This window comes from Chitinimonas viridis (genome assembly GCF_030409555.1).
In the GTDB taxonomy this organism is placed as follows: Bacteria; Pseudomonadota; Gammaproteobacteria; order Burkholderiales; family Chitinimonadaceae; genus Chitinimonas; species Chitinimonas viridis.
This window is the reverse complement of sequence record NZ_JAUFPU010000018.1, coordinates 697,090-719,917: the sequence shown is the minus strand read 5'-3', so window position 1 is coordinate 719,917 and position 22,828 is coordinate 697,090. Positions and strand designations below refer to the sequence as shown.

3 protein-coding genes are annotated in these 22,828 nt (G+C 63.1%); all 3 read left to right on the top strand.

Going from position 1 to position 22,828, the window contains the following annotated elements; all coding sequences use genetic code 11:
* Positions 1–9 precede the first annotated feature (9 nt).
* The 3 genes from QWZ03_RS16290 to QWZ03_RS16280 are packed head-to-tail and all read left to right on the top strand — an operon-like array spanning position 10 to position 22,818.
* The gene (locus QWZ03_RS16290) at positions 10–972 is read left to right on the top strand and encodes a TauD/TfdA family dioxygenase (protein WP_290333683.1); all 963 of its coding nucleotides are present in this window, start codon (positions 10–12) and stop codon (positions 970–972) included.
* Between the two features lie 28 nt (positions 973–1,000).
* Positions 1,001–13,855: a non-ribosomal peptide synthetase gene (locus tag QWZ03_RS16285; protein WP_290333682.1), complete on the top strand. Its 12,855-nt coding sequence runs from the start codon at positions 1,001–1,003 to the stop codon at positions 13,853–13,855.
* Positions 13,852–22,818 (top strand): non-ribosomal peptide synthetase/type I polyketide synthase, encoded by an 8,967-nt coding sequence (locus tag QWZ03_RS16280; protein WP_290333681.1) that lies wholly within the window; start codon positions 13,852–13,854, stop codon positions 22,816–22,818. Before QWZ03_RS16285 ends, QWZ03_RS16280 begins: the two co-directional genes overlap by 4 nt.
* Positions 22,819–22,828 lie beyond the last annotated feature (10 nt).

Here is a 22,828-nt window from a genome sequence, read left to right as displayed (position 1 = left end):
GAAAGTGCGATGAAGACAACTCCCTACTGCACGCCTGAACGGCTGCTGGAAATCACCTACCCCGTGGTGCTGGAAGGCCAGAAGCTGGGTGACTGGATAAGCCACCACCGCACAGCCATCAATACGCGGCTGGAGCGTGAAGGCGTCGTGCTGATGCGCGGACTCAATGTCATCAGCAGCGGCCAGTTCGCCACCATCGCATCCGGTCTCTTCGGTGGTGAGCTGCTGTCCTACAGCAACCGCTCCACGCCCCGGACCGAGCTGCGGGGAAACGTCTACACCTCGACCGAGTACCCCAAGGAAGAGAGCATTCCCCAGCACAACGAGAATGCCTATTCGCACGAGTGGCCAATGAAGATTGCCTTTCTGTGCCTCGTTGCGGCCGAACAGGGCGGGGCCACGCCTGTGGCGGACAGCCGCGTGGTGTACCAGCGTATGCCAGCGGACATACGTGAAAAGTTTGTGCGCAAGGGGGTCAAGTACGTGCGCAATTACAGCAGCGTGGGCTTGCCTTGGCAGGAGGTATTCCAGGCCGATACCCGCGAGGAGGTCAATGCCTACTGCGAGCGCAATGGCATCCGCTACGAGTGGCTGGACGATGACCAGTTGCGCACTGAGCAGGTTTGCCCTGGCGTGGCCGTTCACCCGCACACCGGCGACAAGGTCTGGTTCAACCAGGCCCATCTGTTCCACGTCTCCAACCATACCGAGGAAAACCGTCAGGCCTTGCTGCAGACCTTTGGCGAGGCGCGCCTGCCCCGGCATGCCTATTACGGCGACGGTGAGCCACTGGAAGAAGACGTGCTGGAGGCCATCCGTACCGTCTACGAGGAAGAAAAGCTGTCCTTTGCCTGGCAGGGCGGCGATCTGATGTTGCTGGACAACATGCTGTATTCGCACGGCCGCGACCCTTACGACGGTGCCCGCAAGGTGCTGGTCGCCATGGCCGACGCCCGAACCTGGAACGACTGACAACAAAGATAACCCCAGGGAGGGGACGATGCAGATTCTCGAGACATTGGCGTACTGCCGTGAACGTGCGGTAGAGCTCAAGCTGGATGGTGGGCGCCTGCGGTTGATAGGCAGCAAGGATGCGGTTGATGACAGGCTGCTGGAGATGGTGCGGGCTAACAAGGCCGACCTGATAGAGCTGCTGCAGTCCAGCCAGCAGGATAAGGCGCAGGCGGCCGTTGAGATCGTGGCCGAGCCAGAGCGGGCTGCGCTGCAGCCTTGCTCATACAATCAGCAGCGACTGTGGTTCCTGCAGCAGCTGGCGGTCCAGCGCGGTGAGAATCAAGGCGCCTACAACGGCGGTAGCGCACTTGAGCTGCATGGGCAGCTGAATCATGACGCGCTTGCCGCCGCCTTGCGCGAATTGGTGGCACGGCATGAGAGCCTGCGGACTGCATTCGTTGAGGTGGATGGCACGCCGTGGCAGCAAGTACGGCCAGTGATCGAGTTGCAATACGACACCCTGCGCTGCGACGCGGGTGATGCGCTGGAACAAGCCATGCAGCAAGCCGTGGCTAGGCCGTTTGATCTGGCGGCCGACACCTTGATCCGGGCGACGCTCTATAGCGTGTCGGCCGAGCATCATGTGCTGCTCCTGGTAACGCATCACATCACCTCGGATGCCTGGTCGCAGGAAATCCTGCTGCGGGACTTCTGCCTGTTCTACAACGCCCATGCCGATCAGGTGGCACCGGCGCTGGCACCACCTACCTGCCAATATCTTGACTACGCTCGCTGGGAGCGGAGCCATCTGCAGGGTGCCCGCCTGGACAGCAAACTGGCCCGCTGGCAGGACTACCTGGCGGATGCACCCAGACTGCATGCGCTGCCCGTCGATATGCCGCGCGAGATCGGCAAGCCTAGCCAGGCTGGACGCCTGGAATACTGCCTGGATGATGGGCTGGTAAGCCAGTTGGGCGCGCTGGCACAAGCGGAGCAGACCACGCTGTTTACCGTGCTGGCAGCGGCCTACTCGGTGTTGCTGCACAAGCTGGGCAATGAAGCCGATGTGGTATTCGGCATGCCGGTAGCCAACCGTACCCGAGCCGAATTCGAAGCCACCAGCGGCTATTTCTCCAACACCGTGGTGCTGCGCAACCGACTACCGCAGGACTACAGCCTGCGCCAGGCAGTGGCCTTGACCAAGGCCAACGTTGGCTTCGTGTTATCCCAGCAGGATGTCCCGTTCGACATGTTGGTAGATGAACTCAAGGTTGCGCGCGACCCGGCCTATTCACCGCTCTACCAGCTGTGGTTTTCCATGCATGAAGGGCGTCGCACGAGCTTGGAGCTGACAGGGCTTGAGACGCGGCTGCGTCCTATCACCCGGCAGCAGGGCCGGTACGACCTGAAACTGGAAGTGGAGCTGCAAGACCTGCAACTGCACCTGAACTGGGAATACGACAAGGGGCTGTTCGAGGGCGATAGCATCACCCGCTTCCAGCGACACTTCGCGCAGTTGCTACGGTATATGGTCAGTGCACCGGATACGGCGCTGTCGGCTTTGACGCTGGAAGGTAGTGAACTGGTCAGCGGTGCAGCGGCGGAGGTTACGTTGCTGCCGGTACGCTGGGCGCAATCGCTGGCCTTGCGTGCCGGGCATCCGGCGGTCGTCGCTGCCGATACCTGCTTGAGCTTTGCCCAGGTAGAGCTGCGTGTTGATCGCCTGGCAGCCTTGCTGACCGAACTGGGTGTGGCACGGGGCGATCGCGTGGGCGTGTGTACCGACAGTGCCGTCGAGGCGCTGATTGCGACACTGGCTTGCTGGCGGCTGGCCGCAGTCTGTGTGCCTATCGATGCCGCATCACCCACCGACGCACTGGAGGCGGCGCTGGCGACGGCGGCTCCGGCATGGGTGCTCACCACACCAGCCGGCGCGGAAATCCATGCCTTGCGCAAGCTGGAACTGGTGCTGCTGCAGGGTGTGGCCAGCGAGGGCTGGCTGGCGGAATATGCCGATGCAACGCCTTCTGCGGCAGCACTGGCGGCGGATGACCTCGCCTGCCTGTTGCCTGCGGCCAATGGGTATGCCGTGGTCAGCCACGGCAACCTGGCACACGATCTGCTGGCGCTGGAGGCGCGTGGCGGATTCGCTCCCGGCATGCACTTTGGCGGTGGCTCAGCCGTTGAGGCCGGTACGGCCATGCAACTGGCCTTGGCCTGCGCCGGCACGTTGCACCAACTGCCGACGGATGCTGCCGAGCTGGCAGGCTATGTGCGAGCACAAGCCATAGATGTGGTCGCCGTCGGCACCGAGCAACTGGCATGCTGGCGGGCCGATGGAATCGAGGTTACGCCGGCCCATGGCTTGATCGTGACCGAGTACCACGATCCCGTAAACCTGGAACCCGCACTGCTGAGGGGCACCCCAGCGGGTTGCCGCGTCATTGCACGTTATGGTCAGCCCGAGACTGGCCTGAGCGGCTTGTTCTATAGCACCGGCGAGAAAGACGGCCTGTCGGCGGGCGGCGGCCGGCCCGGCAGTGTGCAGGCCTGGATACTGCAAGGGCAACAAGCTGCGCCGCTGGGTGCCTGGGGCGAACTGGTACTGGCGGGGCCGTCGGTTGCGCAGGGCTATGCCCATGCCGGAGCAGGGGCAGACCGCTTCTTCCGGCTGGCTGTCCAAACCGATGCCCCGCAGGCCTATCGCACCGGTTTGCGCGCGCGGATGGACATCGATGGCGAAGTGGTCTGTGGCGGCCGTTTCGACGAATGCACCATCAAGAACGGCCTCCGGATAGACCCCGCTGTCACGGTCGCCGCTTTGCGGCGCCTGCCTGCCGTCAAGGCTGCAGCGGTCACCTTCTACGCCGACATGGGCGTCGCGGGCGAACTGGTGGCGCATGTCATGAGCAACGCAAACCCCGATGCGTTGTTGCAGCAACTGAAGCAAAGCCTGCCACAGCATCAGATTCCTCGCCTCATCGTGCCGGTAACGAGCTGGCCGCAGACGCACGACGGCAGGCTTGATCGCGCGGCCTTGCCCGCCCCCGCCGACCTGCAGGGCGGCGTAGCGGTGCCGGCCAGTGAAACCGAGCAGATGCTGCAGGCCATATGGGCCGAATTGTTGGGTCGGCCCAGCATTGGGCGGCAGGATGATTTCTTTGGTCTGGGCGGGCACTCCTTGCTGGCGACACGCATGCTGAACCGTGTCCGTGGCCGGATCTGGCCTGGACTTGCCTTGCCGGCCATCTTTGCCCACCCGGTCCTGGCCGATTTGGCCCGGCACATTGAGCAGGGCCGCGCCAGGGACGCGTTGCAGGGCGGCTTGCAGGCGCCTATTCCCTCCCGGATGGGGGCGGCGCCCGCAAGGCTGTCTCATGCACAGGAACAACTGTGGTTGATAGACAGAATCGAGCAAGGCAGCGCCCACTACAACATGCTGGCGGCCTACCGTCTGGAAGGTAGCCTGGATCAGGCAGCCCTGACCGACGCGCTGGTGCAGCTGGTATCGCGCCATGCGGCGCTGCGCACCCGCTTTGCCGAGGTGGATGGCGAGGTGCGGCAATTTACCGATCATGCCTGGCATCTGCCGGTGCAGCGCGAGGACTATCGTGGCCTGACAGACGTTGATCGTGAAGCTGCGGTTGCCGCGTGGATGGAAGCCGAGCTGCGTCACCAGTTTGATCTGGCCGGCGGCATGCTGCTGCGTGCCAGCGTGCTGCTGCTGGAGCAGGATGTCGCACAGCTGGTGCTGAACATCCACCATACTGCTTGCGACGGATGGTCCATCGAACTGCTGATGCAAGAGTTGCAGGTGCTCTATGCGGCGGCGCCCGACAGTGTGGCACTGGCTCCGCTGGCTATCGAATACAGCGACTATGCCGAATGGCAGCGCGCGCAACAGCAGGGAGACGGCCTGGCGCAGCAAGCGGCTTTCTGGCGCGAGGAACTGGCCGGGGCGGCGCCGCTCCACGGCTTGGCGCTGGACAAGAAGCGGCCGCAGGTGCTGGATCACCAAGGCGGTGCGCTGGTCGCCCGGTTGGATACGGACAAGCTGCATGCACTCAAGCAACTGGCACGCAGCGCCGACACCACCTTGTTCGGCTGCCTGGAAAGCCTGTTTGCGCTGTTTATCGCCCGCCTGAGTGGCAGCGACGATGTGGTGATAGGCACGGCGGTATCCGGTCGTAGCCATGGTGATACTGAGCCCTTGGTGGGTTTGTTCGCCAATATGCTGCCGCTGCGGCACCAGATTGACCGGGATATGCCGGTGCAGGCCTACCTGGCCCAGGCACACCAGCGGCTTACCCGTGCACTGGACCACCAGCACTACCCGTTCGAGTTGCTGGTAAACATGCTGAACCCGGACCGCAGCCTGGCATATCACCCGGTTTTCCAGTTGGCGTTCGGGCTCAAGCAGGCCGAAACCAAGCGCATGACGCTACCGGGATTGTCGGTCAGCCAGGTCGCGAGGACGCAGGCTGACGCCAAGTTCGATCTGATGCTGTCGGCTGTGGAGTCGGCTGATGGACTCAGCCTGGAGTGGCTATACGCCACCTGCTTGTTCGAGCCGGCCACGATTGCAGGCATGGCCGCCCAGTTCAATACCATGCTGGTTGCGTTATTGACCAACCCGGCCCTAGCGGTTGGCAAGCTACCGCTGTTGGCGGAGCAGGATCATGCATTCCTGGCGCAGCATGCCCGTGGTGGTGATGCGGCTGCCTTCGTTGCCAATCTCTATGAGTGCTTCAGCGATATGGCTGCTGCCCAGCCTGGCGCAGCCGCGCTGGTGGATGAGCACGGCACGATGCGCTACGACGAGCTGGCGATTGCCGCTGAGCGCCAGGCCTGCCGACTGGCAGGCAGGGGGGTGACCGAGGGCGACCGGGTAATGTTGCATCTGCCGCGTGGTCGCGAGCTGATTGTCTGCCTATTGGCCATCAGTCGCCTGGGCGCAGCCTATGTCCCGGTGGATGCCAGCTATCCCGAAGCCCGCCTGCGCCAGATTGCGGATGATTGCGGCGCGGCGCTGGCCATTTCGACTGAGCCCATGCTGCCTATGCTGGCTGCGCTGGGCATACCCAGCCTGTCCGTGGCTGCGTTGGCCGAGAGCGTGATGGCGGCGTTGCCCATGCTGCCGGTAGACCCGGCACGGCTGGGCTACATCATGTACACCTCCGGCTCGACCGGCACGCCCAAGGGTGTGGCCGTTCCGCAGGGTGCCATACATCGCTTGGTCTGCGGCAACCACTACATGCAGCTGGACCGGACCACGACCATGCTGCAGCTGGCCTCTGTGGCCTTCGATGCTTCGACCCTGGAGATCTGGGGGCCGCTGCTGAATGGCGGCTCCCTGGCCATCTATAGCGAGCCGGCGTTGGATCTGGCACAGCTGACCGATTTCCTGGCGCGCCATGGCGTGACCAGCATGTGGTTGACTGCGGCCCTGTTTGATCAGTGGACCCACCATCTCGACCAGCCACTGCCGCAACTGCGCCAGGTTCTGGCAGGCGGCGATGTCGTATCGCCTGCCGCGGTCGGCCGTCTCTACGCCAAGCTGGCGCAGGTCAGCGTCATCAACGGCTATGGCCCGACCGAGAATACGACGTTCACCTGCTGCCATACCGTCGAACGCAACAGCCTGGGGGACCGGCCTCTGCCCATAGGCAGGCCTATTGCCGGTACGCATGTGCGTGTCGTCGATGCCGCTGGACAACTGCTACCGGTAGGTGCGATAGGCGAGCTGCAGGCGGGTGGTGCAGGCCTTGCACTGGGCTATTGGGGCAATGCCACGCTGACGGCAACCCAGTTCACGCAGGATGGGCAAACTGGTGAGACCTTCTACCGCACGGGCGATCTGGTGCGTTGGCGTGCCGATGGTGTGCTGGAGTACTTGGGGCGTTTGGATACGCAGGTAAAGCTGCGCGGCTACCGGATCGAGTTGGCAGAGGTGGAGCGCTGCCTGCTGGCCCAGGATGGCGTGATGGAAGCATGTGTCATCGTACGCGAAGAGGGCGAGCGCCAACTGGTGGCCTATTACACGGCCACGGCGGATGGCCAGGCTGATGTCGCCGCGCTGACTGCCATGCTGCGGCGCGCGCTCCAGGCTGAGCTGCCGCGCTTCATGGTGCCGGCCGCTATTGTGGCGTTGCCTCATATGCCAGTCACCGTCAACGGCAAGCTGGATCGCCGTGCCTTGCCCATGCCGCAAGCTTCTGATTACGCCGCCGCCCGGTTTGTGGCTGCAGAAACCCCGCTGGAGCAGTGCCTGGCCGAGTTATGGGCCGAGTTGCTGCGACTGGACCAGGTAGGTGTAGAGGACGACTTCTTTGCCTTGGGTGGCAACTCGCTGCTGGCAACGCGGATGGCCAGCCTGCTGGCCGAGAAAACCGGCTACCGCATGCCCATCCGTGATCTCTTCCAGTACGGCACCATCCGTGCGCTGGCACGTTGGCTGGGCAGCTGCGAGCCCACGGGCGAGCTACAAGCTGTCCAGACCGTACCGCGCACAGAGGCCATGACTGCCTCCTATGCGCAGCAACGCTTGTGGTTCATCGATAGGATGGAGGGCGGCAGCAGCCAATACAACATGCCGGCGCTGTTCGATCTGCACGGTGAGCTGGACCTGCCCCTGCTGCAGCAGGCGCTGCAGGCGCTGGTAGAGCGGCACGAGATACTGCGCACCTGCTACCGCGAGGTCGAGGGTGAAGCCACCCAACTGATCCTGCCCGCCTCGGCCAGGATTGCCTACCACGATCTGTGCGAACTGCCGTCGCCGCAGCGCCCGGCACGCGCCGAGGCTATCCTGCTGGCCGACGCCAAGGCCGATTTCGATCTCGCCCAAGGACCGGTCTTCCGCACTACCTTGGTCAGGCTGGACGAGCATAGCTACCGGATGCTGTTCAACATGCACCATATCGCGTCCGATGGTTGGTCCGTTGGTGTGCTGATGCGCGACCTGGCCGCACTCTACCGTGCGGCTTGCGAAGGCGAAGTGTGCGAGCTGCCACCACTGGCGGTGCAGTATGCTGATTACGCGGCCTGGCAACGCGAACAGTTGTCATCGCAGCGGCGCGATGAACTGCTGGTTTATTGGCGCGAGCAGTTGCGTGATCTGCCTCCGCTGCACGGTTTGCCGCTCGATAAGGCAAGGCCGGCCCGTCTGGGCACCCAGGGGGCCGCGATCCGCACCCGGGCTGCACCCGCACTGGCGGCACGGCTCAATGCCTTGGCGCAGGCCCATGGCGTGTCCCTCTTCATGCTGCTGCAGGCCAGCTACGCCTTGCTGTTGTCACGCGTCAGTGGCGAGTCCGAGATTGTTGTCGGCACGCCCATCGCCGGACGTGACCGGCGCGAGTTCGAGGCCTTGGTGGGCTGTTTCGTCAATACGCTGGTGCTGCGCAACCGCATCCCGCAGCGCGATTCGTTCGCCCACTACCTGGCTTCGTGCCGCGGCATGGTGCTGGACGCCTTCGATCACCAGCAACTGCCGTTCGATATGCTGGTAGAGGATATCAACCCAGTCCGAAGTGCCAGCCATCTGCCCTTGTTCCAGCTCTGGTTTGTGCTGCAGAACATGGATGTCGGTCAGTTGGCACTGCCTGGGCTGAGCATCGAGGAAGTCCTGCGCGAGGAAGTGGCGGCCAAGTTCGACCTGATGCTGAGTGCGACCGAACGCGATGGCGCCATCGAATTCAATTGGGTCTACAACAGCGAGCTGTTTGAACAGGCCACCCTCCAATCCTGGGCCGACAGCTTTGGCCTATTGCTGGAGGCCATCGTCCGAGATCCTGGTGTGGATATCGGCCTGCTGCCGCTGGTGACCGAGGCGCAGCAGCGGCAATTGGCCGGCTATGGCGAACCTATCGAACTGACACTGCCGGACACAACTGTGCTGACACAGTTCCTGCACCAGGCCCATATTGCCCCAGCGCGACTGGCTGTGCGCCATGGCGACAGTGTGCTCAGTTACGGGGAACTGGCCGAGCGTGCTGACCGGCTGGCTGGCTACCTGGTCGAACTGGGCGTGCTGCCGGGCGATCGTATCGGTATTTGCTGCGGCCGCTCGGTTGAACAGTTGATCGCGGTGCTGGGTATCTGGCAGGCAGGTGCGTGCTTTGTGCCTTTGGATCCGCAGGCGCCCCAGGCGCGTCTGGCCATGATGGTCGAGGATGCCGGGGCAAACTGGGTATTGGCCTTTGCCCGCACGGCCGATCTGTTCGATCTGTCCATGGTGGATGTGGTGCTGCTCGATGGCGCCGGGGAGGATGCGCAATGGATGGCCGAATTCTCCGGCAACCCTGACAAGTCACGCAACGATGGTCTGGCCTACGTCATCTATACCTCCGGCACAACCGGACGGCCTAAGGGTGTCATGGTCGAACACGGCAGTCTGGGCAGCCTGGGGGCGGGTCTGGATGCTGTGCTGGCAGGCAACGGTATTGATACACCGTTGCGTTGGGCCTGGAATGCGCCGCTGGTGTTCGATGCCGCGCTGCAAGCGGTGTCCCAGCTCGCGGTGGGCAGCGAACTGCACATCCTGCCGGAAGCGGTGCGGACTGAGCCGTCCCAACTGCTGGACTACCTGTTGCAGCACGATATCGGGCTGCTCGACTGTACCCCCAGCTTGCTGGATCTGGTACTGCAGGAGGCAAAGCAGCGTGGCTGCGCCTTGCCTCACCTGCTGGTGGGGGGCGAGGCCATACACGATGCGCAATGGCAGGAGATTGCCCAGTGGATGGCGAAGAGCGGCAGGGTGGCGCTGAATGTCTACGGCCCGACAGAAACCACCGTTGATGCCACTTGGGCCAGGATAGACCCGGATAGCCGATCCGTCATCGGGTGCCCGCTGCCCAATGTGCGGGTGCAGGTGCTGGATGCACGCCTACAGCCGGTGCCGCCGGGTGCCGTCGGTGAATGCTGTATTGCGGGCCCCGGCGTGGCCAGGGGCTACCTCAATCAAGCTGCCTTGGAACAGGAGCGCTTCATCGAACTGGCCACGGCCGGGGGGGCCGGGCGTTACTACCGCTCGGGCGATCTGGTACGTTGGCTGCCAGATGGCAAGCTGGCCTATCTGGGCCGTCGTGATACCCAAGTCAAGTTGCGTGGCTATCGCATTGAATTGGGCGAAATCGAGCAGGTGCTGCGCGAGTATCCTGCCGTTGCCGATGCAGCCGTGATCGTCTCATCAAGCACGGAAACACTGCTGGCCTATGTGGTGGCACACGGCCAGCCTGTCTTGCCCGAGGCGCTTGCGGCCCACTGCCGTGGCAGATTGCCGGAATACATGGTGCCATCGGTATTCGTTGACCTGCCTGGCCTGCCCTTGAACCGCAACGGCAAGCTGGACATCAAGGCCTTGCCGGCACCGCAGGTGCCTGCCGAGTCGCTAGTGCGGCAGCCTGTCTCGGCTACCGAGCAGGCGCTGGCCGCAATCTGGGCACGCATCCTGAAGCGAACCGAGGTTACGCTCGATGGCAATTTCTTTGCCCTGGGTGGCCACTCCCTTCTGGCTATCCGTATCATCAGCGCGATACGCGAAATACTGGGTGTCGAGCTACCGTTGGCAGCGTTCTTTGCCGCCCCCACGATTGCCCAACTGGCTGTCGTGGTAGATGGGCTGGAGCGGCGTCGGGCATTGCCTGCCATCAAGCCTGTCGCCGATAGGCAGCATGCGCCGCTGTCACATGCACAGCATCGGCTATGGCTGATAGATCGGTTGGAAGGCGGCAGTCCGCAGTACAACATGCCCGCTGCGTTCGAGCTGTATGGCCGTTTCGACGAGCAGGCCTGTCGCCGTAGCCTGGCGCTGATCATGTCCCGGCACGAGATACTGCGCACCTGCTATGTGATGCTGGACGGGCAGCCGGTACAGTACATTCAGGCCGAACCCTCGCTGCCTTTTAGCGTCACAGACCTGAGCGCGATGGCGGCGTTGGAACAAGCCGATGCCGTCGCAGCGCTGCTGCAGGATGATGCCCACCAGCCTTTCGACCTGTCTGCGGACACAATGCTGCGGGTGCAGTTGCTGCGTCTCTCGGCCGAACGCCATGTCCTGGCGTTCAATATGCATCACATCGCTTCGGACGGCTGGTCCATCAGCCTGCTGATCAACGAATTCGTCGAGGCCTACCGCGCCTACGTCGAAGGCGGCCAGGCCATGCTGGCGCCGCTGCCCATCCAGTATGGCGACTATGCCCACTGGCAGCGCCAGGTGCTGGACGACGGTGTGTTGGCGCCACAGCTGAGCTACTGGTCGCAGCAACTTGCTGCGCTGCCCCAGGTGCATAGCTTGCCGTTGGACAAGCCGCGACCCATACGCCAGACCTACCGTGGTTCGGTGCTGACACGCCGTGTGCCGGCAGAATTGCTGGGGGCGCTCAGGCAGCTTTCCATCCGATCTGAAGCAACCTTGTTCATGACTCTGCAGGCTGCCCTGGCAGCCCTGGTATCTCGTTGGAGCAACGAGCAGGATGTGGTGATCGGAACGCCGGCGGCGGGGCGCGGCGAGCAGCAGCTGGAAAAGCTCATCGGCTTTTTCCTCAATACCCTGGTGCTGCGCAGCAATCTGGCCGGCAATCCCAGTTTCGATACCTTGCTGGGCCAAACCAAGGCCAATGTGCTGGCGGCCTTCGAACACCAGGACGTGCCGTTCGAAATGCTGGTGGAACTGCTCAAGCCCGAACGCAGCCTCAGTCATCCGGCGCTGTTCCAAATCATGTTCGTGCTGCAGAACCAGGAGCAGTCCAGCTTTGCCCTGCCAGGCTTGGATATGCGGGCGGCAGAGCGGCAACAGGTGCTGGCCAAGTTCGACCTGCTGCTCAATGCCAACGAGTGTGGTGATGGGCTGGACCTGACCTGGAACTACAACGCCGACCTGTTTGATGCTGCAACGATAGAGCGGATGGCCGATGGCTATGAGCAGATACTGCATGCCGTCGTGGCCGACAGTCGTACCCGGTTGCAGGCGTTGAATCTGTTGCCGGCGGCCGAGGCGGACAAGATAGTCCGGCAGTGGAACGATACGGCGCTGGATCTTCCCTACGAGCAGACCTTGCAAGACCTGTTTGTGGCACAGGTACGGCGGACGCCCGAGGCCGTGGCGGCTATCGATGAGCACGGCCAGCTCAGCTACGCCGAGCTGTTTGCCCAGGCTGCAGCGCTGGCGCAGGCACTGCGTACGCACGTGGTGCAACCGGAAGCACTGGTGGCTGTGCTGCTGCCCAAGGGACGTCTGCAACTGGTGGCTACGCTGGGCATCATGATGGCAGGGGCAGCCTATCTGCCGCTGGATACTGCCTGGCCTGGTGCCCGTCTCGATCAGGTGATGAGCCATGGCGGTGCTTGTGCGCTGGTGACCCTGCCCGACTTGGCAGCCGAGGTTCAGCTTGCGCTGGTGCAGATAGACCTGGCCAGTTTGCCCGCCTTGTCGAGCGAGCAGACCAGGCAGGCATTGTCCTGCTTTGCATCGCCGCAATCGCCGGCTGACCTCGCCTATGTGATCTTCACCTCCGGCTCGACAGGCAAGCCCAAGGGGGTGGCCATAGCGCATCGTTCGGCGGTGAACACCATACTCGACATCAACCAACGCTACGGTGTGGGCTATGGCGATGCCGTGTTGGCGGTGTCGGCGCTGAGCTTTGACCTGTCGGTCTACGACATGTTCGGCTTGCTCGCAGTAGGGGGGCGGGTGGTGTTCCCTGACGATGCGCGCCAGAAGGATCCGCAACACTGGGCCGAGTTGGTGGAGCGCCACCGCATCAGTCTATGGGATTCGGTACCGGCCTCGGCTGAGCTGCTGACGGCACAGTATGAATGGCGCCAACAACAAGGCGGCGGTGCATTACGCACGCTGATGATGAGCGGTGACTGGATTCCACCCACCCTGCCGGCCCGTATTGCCAAGGTTTTCCCCGGCGTCGATATCCATAGCCTGGGGGGCGCGACTGAAGGCTCCATCTGGTCGATCAGCTATCCCATCCGGGAGGACATGAGCGATCGCAAGAGCGTGCCCTACGGCAAGCCTCTGGCCAATCAGGCCTTCTACGTACTGACCGATGACCTGGTGCCGTGCCCGGTCGGCGTGGTGGGTGAGCTGCACATAGGCGGTATCGGTGTGGCCCGCGAATACTACGGCGACGCCGAGCGCACCGCAGCCAGCTATGTCACTCATCCAGGCCTGAATGACCGCCTCTACAAGACCGGTGACATTGGGCGTTACCTGCCTGACGGCAATATCGAGTTTGTTGGCCGCAAGGATCTGCAGGTCAAGCTGCGTGGGTTCCGTATCGAGCTAGGTGAGATCGAAGCGGCGCTGAGCCGGCATGAGCAGGTGGCGGATGCCGTGGTCATGGTGCTGAAAGACCACACCGGGGTACAGCAACTGGTGGCCTATATCTGCCTGGAAGAAAAGGCCGGCGTGGTTGACTGGGCACAACAGCTGCGCGGCTATCTGGCTGCGCTGGTGCCTAACTACATGGTGCCAGCCTATTACGTGCTGCTCGATGCCTTTCCGCTGTCTGCCAACAACAAGGTCGATCGCAAGCAACTGCCCATACCCGACTGGGAGCAGGCCGACAGCAGCTATTGCGAGCCGGAAGGCGATCTGGAGTCGCTGCTGGCTGGTATCTGGCAGCAGGTTCTGGGGCGTGAGCGCATAGGCGCGGATCGCAATTTCTTCGAGCTGGGGGGGAGTTCGGTCCACCTGATCGAGATCGCCAGCAAGGCCAATCTGATGCTGCAACAGGAGATCAACGTGGTGAGCTATTTCGAGCATCCGACCATACGGGCGATGGCGGCCTTCATCAATGCGCGACAACAAGCACCGGCACCGGTGGGTGACACGCCGAAACGGGCCAAGGGCAGGTTAGCCGATCGCCTGGCCAAGCGGGGTACAGCATGAAGACGACACATACAACCGGTTTGGAAATCGCCGTGGTTGGCATGGCCCTGCGCCTGCCCCAGGCCATGTCGCCCGACGAAATGTTTGACCGCCTTTGCCGTGGCGAGGAGCTGATACGTCCACTGGACGACGCGCTGCTGCGAGAGCACGGCGTCAGCGAGGCGGACATCCAGAATCCCGCCTACGTGAAAGCCACGGGCTATCTCGATGGACGCTTCGAGTTTGATGCCGAGTTTTTCGACTACAAGGCGCGCGAGGCGGAGTTCATGGACCCGCAACTGCGGCTGTTGCATGAGTGCTGCTGGGAAGCGCTGGAGTCCGCCGGTTGCGACCCGCAGCTGCATGATGCAGCCGTTGGCCTGTATGCGGGCTCGTCCCAGAACATGCATTGGCTGAGGGCGGTATCCCAGCATGTGGGCGACCGGGTTGGCGATATCTACGATCTGAAGATGCTGTACCAGCGCGAGTTTTTCGCGACCCGGGTAGCCTATAGGCTGAACCTGAAGGGTCCGGCGCTGGCGGTGGATACCACCTGCTCCACCTCCCTGGTCGCCATCCATCTGGCGGCCCAGGGATTGTTGAGCGGTGACTGCGACGTGGCGCTGGCTGGCGGGGTCTGCGTATCGCCACTGCTGAAAGGCTATACCTACCACGAGGGCATGATCCAGTCGCCCGACGGCCACTGTCGGCCATTCGATGCCGACGCCAAGGGCACGGTGCCGGGTCAGGGGGTAGGCGTCGTTGCGCTGAAGCGCCTGGACGATGCCATCGCTGATGGCAACCCCATCCTGGCAGTGCTGAAATCCTCGGCGATCAACAACGATGGTTGCGACAAGGTCGGCTACACAGCCCCTTCGGTATCGGGTCAGTGCCGCGTCATCCGTGCTGCTTTGGCGCTGGCCGAAGTCAAACCCGAGGAAATCGACTTTGTTGAGTGCCATGGCACGGCGACCCGCATTGGCGACCCGATTGAGGTTGAGGCGCTCAGCCAGGCTTACGGCAAGGAGCCGGGCGCTGAGCCGTGCTTGATCGGTTCGGTAAAATCCAATGTGGGCCATCTTGATGCAGCGGCAGGCGTCATCGGCTTCATCAAGACTGTCCTGGCGGTGAAGCACGGCAAGTTGCCGCCATCGCTGCACTATCGCGCTGCCAACCCCATGATGGACTTGGCGCACGGCCGTTTTCGCGTCAACGACGCACTGACGCCACTGGTCCGGCCGAACCGGCCCTTGCGTGCTGGCGTCAGCTCGTTTGGCATCGGGGGGACCAATGTCCACGCCATCGTCGAGGAATATCTCGAACACCGTAGCAGTGAAGCCGACAGTGGCCGGGCCAGGCTGATACCGTTGTCTGCCAAGACGGAGGACGCATTGCGCCGCTATGCCAGCAAGCTGGGACAAGCCGTGGCGGTGCAGCGCCCTGCACTGGATGCGCTGGCCAAAACCTTGCAGCAGGCGCGGCATCATTATCCGGTGCGCGAGTATCTGGTCGCGCAGTCGCATGAGCAATTGCTGGCACAGCTCGCAGCTTTGGCTGACCAGCCCGTCGGCAAGCCGGGTAAGGCGCGCGATGTGGTGTTCATGTTCAGCGGCCAGGGCGCGCAATACCCCGGTATGACCCGCGATATTTATCAGGGCGTAGCGCAGTACCGTACCCAGGTGGAGGCGTGCTTCGCCTTGCTGCCGCAGGCGTTGGCCAGCCTGCTGCGTACGCTGCTGCTGGCTGATGCCAGCCCCGACAACGACGCACTGATTGCGCGTACCGATCTGGCACAGCCGTTGCTGTTCATCGTTGAGTACGCACTGGCCAGTACGCTGATGCAGTGGGGCATACAACCGACCACCATGCTGGGACACAGCCTGGGGGAATATGTGGCTGCCTGCCTGGCAGGCGTCTTTACCCTGCCGGATGCGCTAGCGCTGGTATGCGAGCGTGGCCGCCTGATGGCCGCCGCGGAAACCGGTGCCATGCTCAGTGTGCGTTTGTCGGAAGCGGCAATCGCCAGCTATCTGGATGACGGACTTGAGCTGGCCGCCGTCAATTCTTCGTCGCTGGTTGTCGTGGCCGGTACGCTGGAGCGCGTGGCCGGGATGGAGCGACGCCTGATGCGTGAGGGGATCAGCTGTTCGCGGCTCAAGACCTCGCACGCCTATCACTGCCACATGATGGATGGGGTACTGACCGAGTTCCGTGCCCGTGTCGAGGCAACACCACGACATGTGCCACAGCGCAGCTACCTGTCCAACCTGACGGGTCTGCCTATCACAGCGGCGCAGGCATGCGATCCCGACTACTGGTGTCGCCATCTGCGCCATGGCGTGCGTTTCGCCGATGCGGTGGGCACCCTGCTGGCCAAGGGTCAGCATGCTTTCGTGGAGATAGGGCCGGGCAATACCCTGGCGAGCTTTGTGCGCAGTCATGCGCAGTTCGACCCGATGCAGCTATGCCTGGGCAGCGTGCGCCACCCCCGTGAGACCGAAGCAGACGATGCCGTGCTGTTGCGTACCGTTGGCCGGCTGTATACCGACGGCCATGCACTGGACTGGCAGCGGCTGTCTGCGGGTATCGAAGCTCCTTATATCAGCCTGCCTACCTACGGTTTCGCTGCTCAGCGTTTTGACCAGGTCGCCGGTGCGGCTAGGGTTGCCGCCGAGGCGACCACCGTTGCCACCTTGCCTGCAGTAAGGCAGGAAATCCTGCATCCGCGCCCCCAGCTCAGTACTCCCATGGTGGTACCGGCCAGCGAGATGGAGCAACGGTTGTGCGCAGTATGGCAGGCGCTGTTCAAGCTCGACCGGGTTGGCACGGCCGACAACTTCTTCGAGCTGGGCGGGCACTCCCTGCTGGCGACACGCCTGCTGGCGGATATCCGTGATGCGTTCGATGCCGAGCTGTCGCTTAACGATCTGTTCGAGCAGCCCACGGTCGCTGGGCTGGCCTCCCTGGTGGCCCAGGCGGGTGAGCACGGCGCGCGCTACCCGGCCTTGCAGGCTGCCGATCGCACCTTGCCCATACCCGTATCGTTCCAGCAGCGTCGTTTGTGGATGATAGACCGACTGGGCGGCGGCAGTGCCCAGTACAGCATGCCCTCGCCATTCATACTGCATGGGAAACTTGACCACGCCGTATTGCAGGCCGCACTCGACATGCTGGTGCTGCGGCATGAGTCGCTACGTACCGTATTCCACGAGGTGGAGGGGGAGCCAATGCAGGTCATCCTGCCCGCCGCCCCCTTGCCCATACTGAAAGTGGATCTGCAAGGGCTGGACGCTGCCGAACGCACGCAGCGTCAGCGCGATCTGGTACGTGAGGACGCGCTGCGCCCGTTCGACCTGGCCCACGATCACCCGCTGCGCGTCACCTTGGCGGTGCTGGATGAGCGTGAACACCTGCTGCTGTTCAATATCCACCACATTGTGTCGGACGGGTGGTCCGAAGCGCTGATGGTGAAGGAATTCCGCGAAATCTATAGCGCACTGGCGACGGCGCGCGAGCCGGTGTTGCCCGCACTGCCGATGCAGTATGCCGATTTCGCTGCCTGGCAACGCAACTGGCTGGTGGGGGAGACGCTGGAGGCGGAACTCGGCTTCTGGCGCCAGCGTCTGGCGGGCATGCCGCCTGTCCATAACCTGCCGCTGGACCGGCCGCGTCCCCTGGTTCCCAGCCATGCGGGTGCCATGTCTCGCCGCAAGCTGTCGCCGCAGCTGCTGCGCCAGCTTCGCAATTTCGGCCAGGAGCAGGGCGCCACCCTGTTCATGACCCTACAGGCGGCCTTTGCCTTGCTGCTGGCTCGTTGGAGCAACAGCGAGGATATCGTGATGGGTACGCCCATCGCCGGCCGCCTGCACAAGCAGCTGGAGCCCCTGATCGGCTTCTTCGTCAATACGCTGCTGTTGCGTAGCGATCTGAGCGGTGACCCGGACTTCCGGCAGCTGCTCCAACGCACCAAGGAAATGGCGCTATCGGCCTTTGAACACCAGCACGTACCGTTTGAGATGCTGGTCGAGGAACTGGCGCCGGCCCGGTCACGCAGCCATGCCCCCTTGTTCCAGGTGCTGTTCGCATTGCAGAACTTTGAGCGGGGTTCATTCTCGCTGGAAGGGCTGGAACTGGAACGGGTGGAAGAGACCGTGACCGCCAAGTTCGACCTGACGCTGATCACCGCCGAAGCACCGGATGGGCTCTTTACCGACTGGTACTACGATACGGCGCTGTTTGATGCGCGCACGATAGAACGGATGGCCGACCAGTTCGAGTTGCTGCTGTCGTCCATCCTGGCGCGGCCCGACCAACCGGTATCGCGGCTGCCATTGCTGCCTGAGCAGGAACGCCATGTCCTGCTGCATGATTGGCAGCAGCACCAGCCGGCACCGGCACAGCCGCAGCGTATCGAGGCCATGTTTGAGGCCTGCGCGGCACGCTGCCCGGATGCAGCAGCGGTGGTATTCGAGCAGGAGCTTGTCAGTTACGCCGAGCTGGAGATGCGGGCCAATCAACTGGCGCACCTGCTGATTGCACAGGGTGTAGTCGCAGACAACCTGGTTGCCATCTGCCTGCCACCGGGCGCCGACATGGTAGTTGCCATGCTGGCTGCGCTCAAATGCGGTGCTGCCTATGTACCCATGGATCCTAAATATCCCTTGGGCCGGTTGACCCATATGCTGTCTAACAGCAATCCGTCGGCGTTGGTGACAACGGCTTCCGTACAGCCGGCCATCGAAGTCTCCTGCCCGGTGCTGGACATGGCCAGCCCAGAGCTGACCCGATTGTTGGCAAGCCAGCCTCAGACACCGCCGCAGCGCGAGCTGCAGCGCGTGGATGGACCAGCCTATGTGATCTACACCTCAGGATCGACAGGTGCACCCAAGGGCGTAGTGATTACCCAGCGGCAGATGATGGCATCGCTGGCCAGTCGGTTCGCGCTCTACGAGGCGCCCACCTCGGCGCTGCTGCTCAATTCCATCTCTTTCGATTCCTCCATTCCGACCATTTTCGGCACCTTGCTGACAGGTGGCTGCCTTTGCCTGTGCGATGACAATCAGCGGCGAGATGCTGCGGCAATTGCCGAGCTGATTGAGCGCTGGCAGGTCAGCCATCTTCTCAGCCTGCCGTCCGTCTATTGCGCGGTGCTGGATTTCATCGATGGGGCAGTGATTAGCGGCCGCAGCCTGAAGGTGGTCATCCTGGCGGCGGAGATGTTCACCACGGCAGTCAAGACCCGGCATTTTGCCCACCCCACCATACGGGCCAAGCTGTACAACGAGTATGGGCCGACTGAGTGCAGCGTATGGAGCACCTACTATCTGTGCGATCCGGCAGTCGGAGAGGCTACTGTGCCCATAGGCCGCAGCCCAGGCCATGCCCGCCTGTATGTGCTGAACCACGCGCTCGAGCTGGCACCTATCGGTGTCGAGGGTGAGCTGTACATCGGCGGCGATGGCGTAGGGGCAGGCTATCTGCACCAGCCAGAACTGACGGCACAGCGCTTCGTGCCCGACCCCTATGCCGCGCAGGCTGATGCCCGCATGTACCGCTCTGGTGACCGGGTGCGCTGGCGCGCCGATGGCGAGCTGGAAATACTTGGCCGTATCGATAACCAGGTGAAGCTGCGCGGCTATCGCATCGAGCTAAGCGAAATCGACACCGCGCTGGAGCGGCATCCCGCGGTGGTCCGTGCGGTGGCGAGGGTGGTCGATGACAGGCTGGTCGCCTATGTCAGTCTGGCGGCAGGCAGCGATGCCCGCCTGGCTACGTCAGAAGCCCGGCGCTTTCTGGCGGATGGTTTACCGGACTTCATGCTGCCGCAACTGGTGGTTGAACTGGAGCACCTGCCGCTGCTGCCCAACGGCAAGGTCGACCTGACGCGCTTGCCCATTCCGCAGCCGGCAGCTTTCGAGACTGGCCAGCGGCGACCGGCCAATGCCACTGAGCAGCAGGTACATGATGCCTGGTGCGCTGTGCTCAAGGCCGAATCCATCCCGGTCGATCAAGATTTCTTCTCGCTGGGCGGCGACTCCATCTTGTTGCTGAAGCTGAGTGCGCATCTGAATCGGCAGGGGCTGCGTTTCTCAGCCAAGGACTTCTACGCAGAACCCACCATTGTGGCCATGGCACGCCTGGTCGAAGTGGTGGTGCAAGCGCCAGTCCAGCAACAGCCCGCGCAGGGGGAGCAGGCCTTGCATCCGATGCAGGCCTGGCTATTGGGCGGCGATGCCACGGATCTGCATCATTTCAACCAGTCGGTAATGCTTGAGCTCACTGCCGACTTTTCACTGGCGCATGCTGAACTTGCTCTGCTTGCACTGATTGACCGTCACGATGTGCTCAGGCTCCGCTTTGATATCGATAGCCACGGCCATTGGCGGGCAAACTACCGTACCGACACTGCAGCGCTGGCAGCAGCCAGCCTCAGTACCCGCACAGTCACTGCACAAGCCCAGGGACTGGGGCTGGCGATAGAGCAGGAAGCCGGCTTGATCCAGCAGTCGCTGGCATTGGATGGCCCGTTGATGCGAGTAGTGCACCTGCAGCTGGACGACGGTACGGCGCGGCTGCTGATCGTGGTGCACCACTTGGTGGTCGACGGTATCTCCTGGCGCGTGCTGCTGCAGGACTTTGAGCTGGCCTATCGCCAGGCTGAAGCCGGCGCTGCCAGGGTGTTGCCGGCACGGCCCGCCTCGTTCCAGCAGGCGGTGGCGCTGTTGCAGCAGCGTGCGGCTGCCACCGACGTGCTGGCCGAATTGCCTTGCTGGGAAGCCGTGCTTGGCCACACGCCGGGCGACTGGGGTGTGCCGGCAGTGGGGTTGGGTACCTTTGCCGACGAAGCAAGCGAGACCCTGGTACTGGACCAGGCACTCACCGAATGCCTGCTCACCAGCAGCCATCTGGCCTACGGCATGAACATCGAAGAAACACTGATGGCCGCGCTGCGCCATGCCTGCCATGCCTGGCGTGGTGTGAAACGGCTGGCCGTGGTCATGGAGGGGCATGGCCGGGGTGAGCTGGGTGAGGTGCTTGACGTGGGTGAGACCGTAGGTTGGTTCACCGCTACCTATCCCTGGGTCTTTGGCGATGCTGCGGCAGACCTTGCCGAGTTGTTGCGCGATACCAAGGAGCAACTACGCGGCATACCGGCCAAGGGCGAGCACTATGGCGTGCTGAAGTATCTTTCCGGCCAGGGTGCGCGGCTGGACGACAGCGGTTTCAAAGCCGGCGCCATCTCCTTCAACTATCTGGGGCAGTTTGATCAGGTCGTTAATGCCGGGGGCTTGTTCCGGCCGGCCAGGGAGAAGCCCGGACGCAACATCTCCGCTGATCGGCGGCGCGATGTCCTACTGGCGTTGGACGGCCTGGTGTCGGGGGGGCAGCTGCGCTTCAGCATCAAGTACAACCGGCACCAGTTCGATAGTCAGGCCATAGGCGAGCTAGTGACCCTGCTGCAGGCGTCCATTGCAGCCATGGCGGATTACTGGCAGCGCCATCCGCTGCGGCAGCTGACGCCCAGCGATGTGGGCCTGTTATCCCTGACGCAGGGTGAGCTGTCGCAATGGCAGGCGCAATGGCCGGCACTGAGCGATGTGCTCCCCGCCACCGGCAGTCAGCAGGGCATGCTTTATCAGTCGCTGCGGGATGCAGGGCAACGACAAGGGGCCTTTGTGAACCAGCTGGTATTCGATCTCGATGGGCAGCTGGACATGCTGCGCCTGCAGCAGGCCTTCGCCTGCCTGCCGCATCGGCATGACGTATTCCGCGCCGCCTTTGCGCCCATGCAGCGCGGTGGCATGGCCATGTTGCTGCAGGCAGCCGAGCAGGTCTCCTTGCCGTTCTGCAGCGAAGATCTGGCGCATCTGTCCTTGGCTGAACAGGAGGCGATTATCGCGGCCGAGATGGCCGAAGACCGCAGGCAGGGCTTCGATATCGGTGTGGCACCGCTCAGCCGCGTCACCCTATGGCATCTCGGGGCAGGCCGCTACCGCGTACTGTGGACGACCCACCACGCCATCATCGATGGCTGGAGCCTACCGCTGGTGTTCCGCTCACTGCTCGACAGCTATGCGCAGTCCGGCCAGTTGCAGCCGCCAGGACGTCAGTTCAAGCATTACCTGCAATGGCTGCAGCACAGGGATGTGGGCGCTGCCAAGGATTATTGGCAGCGCCAGCTGGCAGCCATGGACGCACCCTGCCTGCTGCCCAACGACGGCGGTATCGAGGCCGTGTCCCTGGCAGGCAGCCAGAAACATACGCTGGGCTCGGATCAGTTCGCACGGCTTGATCAGCTGGCCAAGGCCAAGGGGGTGACGCTCTATAGCCTGGCGCAATGCGCCTGGGCCTACCTGCTGCACCTCTACACCGGTCGGTCGCAAGTCTGTTTCGGTTCGGTCACGGCCGGCCGGCCGCATGAGCTGGCAGGGGCGGACGCCATGGTGGGTCTGTTCATCAACACCATGCCGGTGGTGCTGGCGGTGGATGGGGCGACGACGCTGGGTGACTGGCTGAAGACGGTACACCAGTCCCACCTGCAACGGCTGGAACAGGGCTATCTGCCCTTGCCCGACATCCTGGCGCAATCAGCACTCGGGTCGCGCACCGCCTTGTTCAACAGCGCACTGGTCTACGAAAACTATCCGGTCGACAGCATCCGTGAGGCGGTCGGTAACAGCAGCGGCCTGCGCCTGAGCGGTCTGCGTAGCGAAGAGAGTACGGGAACCGGGCTGACCTTGGTGCTTATGCCCAGCCAGACCCTGACGCTCAAGCTGCAGTACCAGACCGGGGAGTTCTCCCACACCTGCGCCCAGCAGATCCTGGTGCATTTCACCAGCCTGCTTGCAGCCATGCCGGAGTTGGTCGATGGCCCGGTACATGGGCTGGATGACGCCATACACCAGCCCGAGGAGCCGGCAGAGATCAGCGATGCCGAATTGCTGTCGCTGCTTAGCGAGCTTGATGCCGTATCAGAAGAATAATCAGGGAGCA